Raw genomic sequence first — 9,846 nt, 5'->3', positions numbered from 1 at the left:
TTCAGCGCCGATGGTAGTTGGGGGATCTCCCCCTGTGAGAGTAGGACGTCGCCAGGCAAATAGATGAAAGAGTAGCTCATTGGGAGTTACTCTTTTTTGGTTTGATTGTTAAAATGAATGTGCGGTGAGTCTTGGAAAGTTATTATTTGGCAAAATACGCAATAAACGAAATATGACGCAATTAGCGTGAAAATGACGCAAATAATTTAATAATGACGCAATCCCCATCGAAAATGACGCAACGCAATTACACACTGTTTAAAATATTGTCTGCACTTTTTATAGGGCTTTTCACCTTATGATGTAGATTTTTCATGGATATTTTATATATCTGTATTTCTATCAATACCTGATTCTATAAGACCAAAGAATTCATGGAATCTGATATCAGACCTCCGACCACGCAACCACGCATCTCCCCACCCCTAAAAGCACCATCCCCACGCACCCCTACTAACCCAAAGCTCAAAATTGCTATCTACTAACCTCCTAACGTATTATTTAAGTAAGTGTATAAAACAAGGAGAGAAGAACATGACGACGATTTATGATTTTACTGTGAAAAGAGCCAATGGGTCTGTAACCTCTTTAGAAGAGTACCAGGGGAAGGTAATGCTGATTGTGAACACAGCCAGTAAGTGCGGATTTACACCCCAATTTGAAGAGCTGCAGGGCCTTTATGAGGAGTATAAAGAACAAGGGCTTGTTGTTCTTGGATTTCCATGTGATCAATTTATGAATCAGGAATTTGATAATCAAGATGACATCATGGAATTTTGTCAGATAAACTACGGTGTATCTTTTCCGATGTTTGCCAAGGTGAATGTGAAGGGGAAGGAGGCTCATCCACTTTTCTCTTTTTTAACCCAAGAGAAAAAGGGTGTACTCATGTCCAGCATCAAGTGGAACTTTACAAAGTTTCTGGTTGGAAAGAATGGAGAGGTATTTGATCGATATTCACCACAGACCAACCCGCGGAAGATCGAGGATGATATTAAAAAGCTTCTGGCTGAATAGAAGGTAGGGGGGAGAGGCAGCTGTCTTTCCTCTCGACCCTATAACTTATCTTTGAGTATTTTAAGTAAAAGAAATGGTGATTTTTCTGTTGTCACGTTGATAAAAGTAGTGATTATCGGATAATCTTCATTTGTTCGGTTCTTTAAAAGCTCTACCCACCATTCTGTTTCGTACCTTGCGATCATGCTCAGATTGTAAAGGATGGCGTAGTGGATGAGTACTTCAGGAATGGTCGTAGCATCATTACGGATTCCAGGCAGTGCCAGGCGGTTTCTGTTCAGGTGCCATCTGAATGGAAGGCATTCCTCAGGGGAAGCAGCCTGTAACGTTGAAGGTGCACCCCAGCTTAGATTCCCCGTTACTTTTTCACTCAAGTATTGTTTAAATAAATCCTCCGACATGTGAAAATGTGAAAGAACTGTTTCATCGATGGTCAATTCATGCTGGTTGTTGAACCAGAACATGGTTTTCTTTTTGAGCAGAATGAGAAATGCTTCTTCAAGTTCAGGTATTTGTACGAGCAGATCTTCCATTTTATACTTTTCTCCAACGATGTGTTTCACATGGAACACGAGGTCTGAAAAGTGCGTAAAGAGACCATTCTTTTGGACCTTTACTTCATCCTGAAGAAATCTATAGTGCTGTTTCTTTCTTTTTCTTGAAGTGATTCCATGGGCAAGTACTGTAGTCGTTTCTGGATATGCCGGATCTTCTGTAAGAACGATTGCTTTAATAAAATGAATATATCCATAAAAGAGCAAAATCGGCTTAAGTGATAATGGGGATATCATGGCTTGTTTGTAATATAGTTCTCCCTGTTCAAGGTAGTACATGAACGGATAACAATTGTCATAACTCTTCAACTCGGCTTCTGATGATCCGATTTTTTCATAGCATTTTTTTAGAAACTTCTGGGAGTATTCTGCTGACTGAAAATAGTGGATGAAGTCCCAGTGCTGGAACAATTCTTTCATGAAATCACCTTCTAACTATTCGGAATAATTAAATTAATCCTATTCTTCTTGACAGTATTTTAACCAATTGATAACCTACTAATAATATTTTGGGACTAGGGAGGCCGAAAACATGTGGGATTCTAAATTTGCAAAAGAAGGTTTAACGTTTGACGATGTCTTATTATTACCAGCCAAATCAGAGGTATTGCCAAAGGATGTCAATATCTCTGTTGAGTTAACGGATTCAATCAAGTTGAATGTGCCTGTCATCAGTGCAGGGATGGATACGGTAACCGAGGCTGAAATGGCGATTGCAATGGCTCGAACAGGTGGACTGGGTATCATCCACAAGAACATGAGTATTGAACAGCAAGCTGAACAGGTCGATAAAGTAAAACGTTCCGAAAGTGGAGTTATCTCTGATCCATTCTTTTTAACTCCAGATCACCAAGTGTTTTCTGCAGAGCATTTGATGGGCAAATATAGAATTTCCGGTGTTCCGATTGTGAACAACGAGCAAGAACAGAAGCTTGTCGGGATTTTAACGAATCGTGACCTCCGTTTCATCCAGGATTATTCTATCCAAATCTCGGATGTCATGACAAAGGAGAATCTTGTAACAGCTCCTGTCGGCACTACCCTAGAAGAAGCGGAAAAAATTCTTCAGCAATATAAGATTGAAAAGCTGCCTTTGATCGATCAAGAAGGAACACTTAAAGGATTGATTACGATCAAGGATATTGAGAAAGTCATCGAGTTCCCGAACTCAGCTAAAGATGCTCAAGGGCGTTTATTAGTAGGTGCAGCTGTAGGTATTTCGAAAGATACCTTAACCCGTGTAGAACATTTAGTAAAAGCAAATGTAGATGTCATCGTAATCGACACAGCTCACGGACATTCTGCAGGCGTCCTTTCTATTGTTCGTGAAATACGCGAAGCTTATCCAACATTAAATATCGTAGCAGGTAATGTGGCAACGGCTGAAGCGACAAGAGAATTAATTGAAGCTGGTGCTGATGTGGTGAAAGTTGGAATCGGACCTGGTTCCATCTGTACGACCCGCGTTGTTGCTGGTGTAGGGGTACCACAAATTACCGCTGTCTATGATTGCGCTACGGAAGCAAGAAAGCACGGCAAGAGCATCATCGCCGATGGTGGCATCAAGTATTCCGGAGATATCGTGAAAGCATTGGCAGCCGGCGGACATGCTGTCATGCTGGGAAGCTTATTGGCCGGGACCTCTGAAAGCCCTGGCGAAACGGAGATTTTCCAAGGACGCCGCTTTAAAGTTTATCGAGGAATGGGATCTGTCAGCTCTATGGAAAAAGGATCGAAGGACCGCTATTTCCAGGAAGAAGCGAAGAAATTCGTTCCAGAAGGCATCGAAGGGCGTATTCCTTATAAAGGACCATTGGCTGATACATTGTATCAGCTGGTTGGAGGATTGCGTTCAGGCATGGGATACTGTGGAACGAAAGACTTATATGACTTAAGGGAAAAGGCACAGTTCATTAAAATGACGGGTGCCGGTCTTCGTGAAAGTCATCCCCATGATGTTCAAATTACGAAAGAAGCACCAAATTATTCATTATAAGAAAATAATTCCAAAAGCTGACCAGAACTTCCTGGTCAGCTTTTTTTATGTTGTTTGAGAGGGAAGGGAACGCGATTGTTCAGAGGCCGCAAGTCCCTTGACCCATGTCAAAACTAGTCATATTCTCTGTCTATTCTTACCTTTGGAACTATGATAAAATAACGAAGGTGTACATAAAATCTTGGAGGGCTAACAGTGAAAAGAAGTTGGATTCAAAAATCTTTTGTTTGTATGATGGTTTTTATGATGGCAATGAGTATGGTGCAGAAGCCTGCAAATGCTCAAGGTGACTTGGACGTAAACGCAAAAGCTGCGATTTTAGTAGAGGCAAGTACGGGTAAGATCTTGTATGAGAAGAATTCTGATACAGCTCAAGGTATTGCTAGTATGACGAAGATGATGAGTGAATACCTATTACTTGAAGCTGTAGAAGATGGCAAAGTAAAATGGGACCAAAAATATACGGTTCCAGGCAATCTTTCTGAGATGTCCCATAATACTGGTTTAAGTAATGTAAGTCTTCGAGAAGAAGACTCTTATACGATTAAAGAATTATATGAAGCAATGGCGATATATTCAGCGAATGCCGCTACTATGGCGATAGCTGAGACGATTGCCGGCTCAGAAGCTAATTTTGTTAAGATGATGAATGAAAAAGCTAAAGAATTAGGTTTGAAAGAATATAAATTTGTCAATTCAACGGGTCTTAACAATCGCGACCTACAACCATATGTAGACCAGGTGGTAGGGGGTCAAGACGAGGAAAATGTCATGTCTGCTAATGATGTAGCCACTCTTGCATATCGTTTATTACATGATCATCCTGAAGTTTTAGAAACGTCTAGCATCCCAAAGAAAGTATTTGCAGAAGGTACTGTAGACGAGACGCATATGGATAACTGGAATTGGATGTTAAAAGGGTTATTACGTGAGTATGAGGGTATGGACGGATTAAAAACAGGAACAACTGATTTTGCAGGAGCCAACTTTACTGGTACAGCTGAAAGAGATGGTCTTAGATTTATTACTGTAGTAATGAATGTGGATGTACCACCTGGTGAGAACTCTTATGATGCCCGTTTTAGTGAAACAAGAAAGATGTTGGATTATGCTTTTAATAACTATAGCATAGAAGAAGTTCTGCCCGCCGATTACAAAGTAAAAGGTCAAAAGACACTTTCTGTTGAAAAAGGAAAAGAAAAAGAAGTTCAAATCAAGACCGATTCTCCATTAAGCATGGTCATCAAGAACGGGGAAGCAGATCAATACAAGCCTAAATTTGTATTGGACAAAAAGAAATTAAATAAAGATGGCGAACTGACGGCTCCTGTAAAAGAAGGAGAAAAAGTCGGGTATGTCATGTTAGAAGCAAAAGGCAAAAAGGATTTAGGATACCTTACAGATAAGGGAACAAATGCTTCAAAAGCATCTGTCGTTACAGTGGATAGCGTCGAGAAAGCCAACTGGTTTGTCCTATCCATGAGAGCCGTGGGTGGTTTCTTCGGAGATATCTGGAATTCCATTACTTCTACGGTTAAAGGCTGGTTCTAATATTATGAAACACCAAGACTTAAGAACAGGTCTTGGTGTTTTTTTTATAAACGTATGCTTGTAGGGAACTATACAAAGAGGCACATAGGCATTTCCATGAAATGCTTGTCGCCACAGACCAAGCCTCTCCGCTTTTCGTCATGTCGAGCTCGAGCGGCTAGCCCCTCGAGGTCATAAGCTAAATATGCCAAAAAGGCAAAGAACGCCTTTCCGGCATATTCATCTTATGCTTGTCGGGCCTGACCAAGCCGCTTCCGCTTTTCGTTATGTCTAGCTCCGGGGCTTAGAGGCTCGAGGTCATAAGCCAAACATGCCAAAAAGGCAAAAGGCGCCTTTCCGGCATGTTCGTCTTATGCTTGTCGCCTCTGAGCAAAGCCCCTCCGCTTTTCGTCATGTCCAGCTTCAGCGGCTAGGCCCTCGAGGTCATAAGCTAAATCGACCAAAAAGGCAAAGAACGCCTTTCCGTTCGATTCATCTTATGCTTGTCGGGCCTGACCAAGCCGCTTCCGCTTTTCGTCTTGACATAAGCCCATTTTTATTGTTTATTTAGCAGTAGGGTTACATAATCATTCCGATTGTTTTAGTCACGTTTTCTTCCTTTTTTGGGAAGTTGTGGGGAAGGCAAGGGATAAATATAAGGGGGATATAGATATGAAGACTGGTACAGATCGTGTAAAAAGAGGTATGGCTGAGATGCAAAAAGGCGGCGTCATCATGGATGTTGTCAATGCAGAGCAGGCGAAGATTGCTGAAGCTGCAGGTGCAGTGGCGGTAATGGCTTTAGAACGAGTTCCAGCAGACATCCGTGCTGCAGGTGGAGTAGCAAGAATGGCAGATCCTCGTATTATTGAAGAAGTAATGGGCGCTGTGTCAATTCCTGTAATGGCAAAGGCTCGTATTGGTCATATTGTAGAGGCAAGAGTCCTTGAGTCAATGGGTGTTGACTATCTTGATGAAAGTGAAGTATTAACACCTGCTGATGAAGAGTACCATTTGAATAAAAGAGATTTCACTGTGCCATTCGTATGTGGTTGCCGTGATTTAGGTGAAGCTGCCCGCCGTATCGGTGAAGGAGCATCCATGCTTCGTACAAAGGGTGAGCCTGGAACGGGTAACATCGTTGAAGCGGTTCGTCATATGCGTAAAGTGAATGCTCAGGTTCGCAAGCTTGTAAGCATGAACGAAGATGAAATCATGACTGAAGCTAAACTGCTGGGAGCTCCATACGAATTATTATTAGAAATTAAAGAAAACGGCCGTTTACCTGTTGTAAACTTTGCTGCAGGCGGAATTGCCACACCAGCTGATGCGGCTCTTATGATGGAACTCGGTGCAGACGGAGTATTCGTAGGTTCTGGTATCTTCAAATCAGAAAATCCTGAGAAATTTGCGAGAGCGATTGTAGAAGCGACTACTCATTATCAAGATTACAAGTTGATCGCAGAGCTTTCAAAAGAGCTTGGTGTAGCAATGAAGGGTGTAGAAATTGCTTCTATTTTACCTGAAAACCGTATGCAAGATCGTGGATGGTAAGGTGTGATTACATGTTGAACATCGGTGTATTAGGACTTCAAGGTGCCGTCAGAGAGCATGTGCGTTCCATTGAAGCATCAGGTGCCAACGCGATCGTCATTAAGCGTGTGGAGCAGCTGGAGGAGATTCAAGGACTGATCATGCCCGGTGGGGAAAGTACGACGATGAGAAGGCTGATTGATCGGTATGACTTTATGGAGCCGTTAAGACAATTCGCTGCAGATGGTAAGCCGATCTTTGGAACATGCGCGGGCTTGATTCTCCTGGCGAAGCATATCGTCGGGTACGATGAGCCTCATTTGGGAGTAATGGACGTGACAGTGGAGCGTAATTCATTCGGACGTCAGAAAGAGAGCTTTGAAGCGGATCTTTCCATCGCCCATGTAGGGGAAGGATTTAATGCCGTCTTCATCCGTGCACCGCATATCGTGGAAGCGGGAGAAGATGTTGAAATCCTGGCGAAACATGACGGACGCATCGTGCTTGCACGTCACGGACAGTTCCTCGGTTGTTCATTCCATCCTGAATTGACGGATGATCATCGCCTGACTGCATTCTTCGTCGAGATGGTGAAAGAAAGCATGGAAAAAACAATCGCATAATTCTATTGCAAAATGGAAAACATTGTAGTAGATTATGAACTAACCAATAAAAAGTTAAATCGTTGATAGGAAATAGTAGTAAAGAAGGCTTGCCCAAGAGAGTCGATGGCCGGTGAGAATCGATGCAAGAGCTTTACGAATCCATCCTTGAGTGAAGTACTGAATGAAGTAGGTATTTTCGGTGATTCCGTTACCATCTCTTAAGAGGAAGATGCTTTGCGTCTTCAATTAGGGTGGCAACGCGGAAACCTCCGTCCCTTTTACCAGGGATGGGGGTTTTTTATTTTTTTATAAAAAAGGAGAGAATCTCATGTTAGACATTCGATATTTACGTAACAATCTGGAAGATGTGAAAGAGCGCCTTCAGCACCGTGGTGAGAACTTGGAGGATTTCGGCAAATTTGAAGAGCTTGATAAAAGAAGAAGAGAGCTGCTTGTAGAAAGTGAAGAGTTGAAGAGCAAGCGTAATGAAGTGTCCCAACAAATTGCCGAGCTTAAGAAAGAGAAAAAAGATGCTCAGGACATGATCGTGGAAATGCGTGAAGTCGGGGCCATGGTTAAGAAACTGGATGATGAACTAAGAGGGATTGAAGAAGAATTGGAACGCATCCTTCTATCTATTCCAAACATTCCTCATGAGTCTGTCCCTGTTGGTGAAACAGAAGATGATAATATTGAAGCGCGTAAATGGGGAGAAGTCAGGGAATTTGATTTCGAAGCACAGCCACACTGGGATGTTGCCACAGGACTTGGGATCCTTGATTTTGAACGTGCAGGGAAAGTGACTGGAAGCCGTTTCGTTTTCTATAAAGGACTTGGAGCAAGACTTGAAAGGGCCCTCATCAACTTCATGATGGACCTTCACATGGATGAGCATGGCTATACAGAAATGATTCCTCCATTCCTTGTGAACAGAGCAAGCATGACTGGAACTGGTCAGCTTCCTAAGTTTGAGGAAGATGCGTTCAGAATCGAAAGTGAAGACTATTTCTTAGTCCCTACAGCAGAAGTCCCTGTGACGAATTATCATCGTGATGAAATCCTGAAGGCTGACGAACTGCCGGTCAGCTATGTCGCATACAGCGCGAACTTCCGCTCTGAGGCCGGTTCTGCAGGACGCGATACACGAGGCTTGATCCGTCAGCATCAGTTCAATAAAGTGGAACTGGTACGCTTTGTGAAGCCAGAAGATTCTTATGATGCTTTAGAGGAGTTAACCGGGCATGCTGAAAAAGTCCTTCAATTACTTGGCCTGCCATACCGCGTGTTGTCTATGTGTACAGCGGACCTAGGGTTCACTGCAGCCAAGAAATACGACATTGAAGTATGGATTCCGAGCTACGGAACGTACCGCGAGATTTCTTCTTGCAGTAATTTCGAAAGCTTCCAGGCGAGACGTGCCAATATCCGCTTCAGAAGAGAGCCGAATGCAAAACCTGAACATGTGCATACGTTAAATGGATCAGGTTTAGCGATTGGACGTACGGTAGCTGCGATCTTGGAAAACTACCAGCAGGAAGATGGATCAGTCATTGTTCCAGAAGCTCTTCGTCCGTATATGGGTGGAGTGGAAGTCATTAAGTAAAGGACTTAGGTCAATCAAAAGAAGTCTCACGCTTATCCGTGAGACTTCTTTTGATTTTTTTTATAAATATGCTTGACTCTATTTGTACACCATGATATTATAATTCTTGTCGATACGGAGGAATACCCAAGTCCGGTTGAAGGGATCGGTCTTGAAAACCGACAGGGGTGTAACAGCCCGCGGGGGTTCGAATCCCCCTTCCTCCTCCATTGATTTTTTTATAACCATAGCGCATAAACATTGGAGATAGAATTCGTTACATTTTATGTAACGAATTTTTTTATTTTCTGGATATGCCGGAGGACCCAAGTCCTTTTACTTAAGGTTCTTGATGTCTTCTCTTAGTGGGGTTTCCCTTGTTCGCTCCAATACTCCGATGTTTACAATATGCCGGCGTGCTTCTTCATCCCCGAGCAGATAAATCTTCGAGTAGATATCCTTCATTGACTGATCATACCGATCGTCTTCCGGTGAGTTATGATATTGACGGAATGGAACCTGAGCGCGTCTCATGGTCGACATGTCATCATCATAGTTGTCGTTAAAGAGCATTTTAAGCTCGTTCACTTCTGTAGGAGTCGCAGATATACGAAAGCTTGGACTTGCGCTTTGATTCGGATCCTGTAAGATGTCCCCGCTGCTTATATCTACATAATAAATTTGTTTCGTTTCCATGCTTTTTTTCATCTCCTTAATTCATTGATTGCTTTTACATATACCTCTTTTCGAATGGAAATAAACGGATGTATCACTTTTAAAGAAGCGAGTAGGTGATTTCCGCTCCAATTAACTCTCGGAACATACTCTTACTAAAGTTTCATCAGCAGCTACTATTTTTTATAAGGGTTGTTTTCCCAAAGATTGTTGCTATTTGCATCCAAACTTAGATTTACGATGCTCTGTCATTTAGGTTGTGGTGCAGGAGGGTGAAGGGAACTGCTCCGCTTTCCACGGACGTTCGGCCGAGCCTCCTCAGCAAAAACCGCTTCCGGGGTCTCGGCACGCCCG

The 9,846-nt window shown here is 42.7% G+C and carries 8 protein-coding genes, 1 tRNA gene and 1 other annotated feature; of the genes, 7 read left to right on the top strand and 2 right to left on the bottom strand.

Annotated features, from left to right (window positions below; translation table 11 throughout):
• Nucleotides 1-534: 534 nt before the first annotated feature.
• A complete protein-coding gene (locus tag KYJ26_RS05775) occupies nucleotides 535-1,017 on the top strand; it encodes a glutathione peroxidase (protein ID WP_219166372.1) in 483 nt (160 codons plus the stop codon).
• A 38-nt stretch (nucleotides 1,018-1,055) separates the two neighbouring features.
• Here KYJ26_RS05775 and KYJ26_RS05770 read toward each other — a convergent pair whose 3' ends face one another.
• Nucleotides 1,056-1,991 carry a YaaC family protein gene (locus tag KYJ26_RS05770; RefSeq protein ID WP_219166371.1) on the bottom strand — a complete coding sequence of 312 codons (936 nt, stop codon included), beginning with the start codon at nucleotides 1,989-1,991 and terminating at the stop codon, nucleotides 1,056-1,058.
• Nucleotides 1,992-2,103: 112 nt separating this feature from the next.
• Between KYJ26_RS05770 and guaB the strand changes: the two genes are divergently transcribed.
• The 6 genes from guaB (at nucleotide 2,104) to KYJ26_RS05740 (ending at nucleotide 9,047) form a co-directional block, all read left to right on the top strand.
• Complete coding sequence (gene guaB, locus KYJ26_RS05765) at nucleotides 2,104-3,567, top strand: IMP dehydrogenase (RefSeq protein ID WP_219166370.1); 1,464 nt, start codon at nucleotides 2,104-2,106, stop codon at nucleotides 3,565-3,567.
• A 231-nt stretch (nucleotides 3,568-3,798) separates the two neighbouring features.
• The gene (locus KYJ26_RS05760) at nucleotides 3,799-5,118 is read left to right on the top strand and encodes a D-alanyl-D-alanine carboxypeptidase family protein (RefSeq protein ID WP_219166373.1); all 1,320 of its coding nucleotides are present in this window, start codon (nucleotides 3,799-3,801) and stop codon (nucleotides 5,116-5,118) included.
• 651 nt (nucleotides 5,119-5,769) lie between these two features.
• Nucleotides 5,770-6,651, top strand: coding sequence for a pyridoxal 5'-phosphate synthase lyase subunit PdxS (gene pdxS, locus KYJ26_RS05755; RefSeq protein ID WP_219166369.1), 882 nt, complete (start codon nucleotides 5,770-5,772; stop codon nucleotides 6,649-6,651).
• 11 nt (nucleotides 6,652-6,662) lie between these two features.
• Nucleotides 6,663-7,253 (top strand): pyridoxal 5'-phosphate synthase glutaminase subunit PdxT, encoded by a 591-nt coding sequence (pdxT, locus tag KYJ26_RS05750; protein ID WP_219166368.1) that lies wholly within the window; start codon nucleotides 6,663-6,665, stop codon nucleotides 7,251-7,253.
• A 53-nt stretch (nucleotides 7,254-7,306) separates the two neighbouring features.
• Nucleotides 7,307-7,515: a binding site (T-box leader), on the top strand.
• 48 nt (nucleotides 7,516-7,563) lie between these two features.
• A complete protein-coding gene (gene serS, locus KYJ26_RS05745; RefSeq protein ID WP_219166367.1) occupies nucleotides 7,564-8,838 on the top strand; it encodes a serine--tRNA ligase in 1,275 nt (424 codons plus the stop codon).
• A 116-nt stretch (nucleotides 8,839-8,954) separates the two neighbouring features.
• Nucleotides 8,955-9,047 (top strand) — tRNA-Ser (locus KYJ26_RS05740).
• A 106-nt stretch (nucleotides 9,048-9,153) separates the two neighbouring features.
• On the opposite strand, the gene KYJ26_RS05735 is transcribed toward KYJ26_RS05740, so the two are convergent.
• Nucleotides 9,154-9,513: a hydrolase gene (locus tag KYJ26_RS05735; RefSeq protein ID WP_219166366.1), complete on the bottom strand. Its 360-nt coding sequence runs from the start codon at nucleotides 9,511-9,513 to the stop codon at nucleotides 9,154-9,156.
• Nucleotides 9,514-9,846: the final 333 nt, after the last annotated feature.

The sequence above is a fragment of the Rossellomorea orangium genome (genome assembly GCF_019334305.1).
Classification (GTDB): domain Bacteria; phylum Bacillota; class Bacilli; order Bacillales; family Bacillaceae_B; genus Rossellomorea.
The sequence above is the reverse complement of the archived record's forward strand: the minus strand, read 5'-3'. Positions and strand labels throughout refer to the sequence as shown.

Excerpts from the sequence above, each read along its gene's own strand:
- KYJ26_RS05775 (WP_219166372.1), top strand. The coding sequence starts at position 535 with ATGACGACGATTTATGATTTTACTGTGAAAAGAGCCAATGGGTCTGTA.
- KYJ26_RS05770 (WP_219166371.1), bottom strand. The coding sequence starts at position 1,991 with ATGAAAGAATTGTTCCAGCACTGGGACTTCATCCACTATTTTCAGTCA.
- guaB (WP_219166370.1), top strand. The coding sequence starts at position 2,104 with ATGTGGGATTCTAAATTTGCAAAAGAAGGTTTAACGTTTGACGATGTC.
- KYJ26_RS05760 (WP_219166373.1), top strand. The coding sequence starts at position 3,799 with ATGATGGTTTTTATGATGGCAATGAGTATGGTGCAGAAGCCTGCAAAT.
- pdxS (WP_219166369.1), top strand. The coding sequence starts at position 5,770 with ATGAAGACTGGTACAGATCGTGTAAAAAGAGGTATGGCTGAGATGCAA.
- pdxT (WP_219166368.1), top strand. The coding sequence starts at position 6,663 with ATGTTGAACATCGGTGTATTAGGACTTCAAGGTGCCGTCAGAGAGCAT.
- serS (WP_219166367.1), top strand. The coding sequence starts at position 7,564 with ATGTTAGACATTCGATATTTACGTAACAATCTGGAAGATGTGAAAGAG.
- KYJ26_RS05735 (WP_219166366.1), bottom strand. The coding sequence starts at position 9,513 with ATGGAAACGAAACAAATTTATTATGTAGATATAAGCAGCGGGGACATC.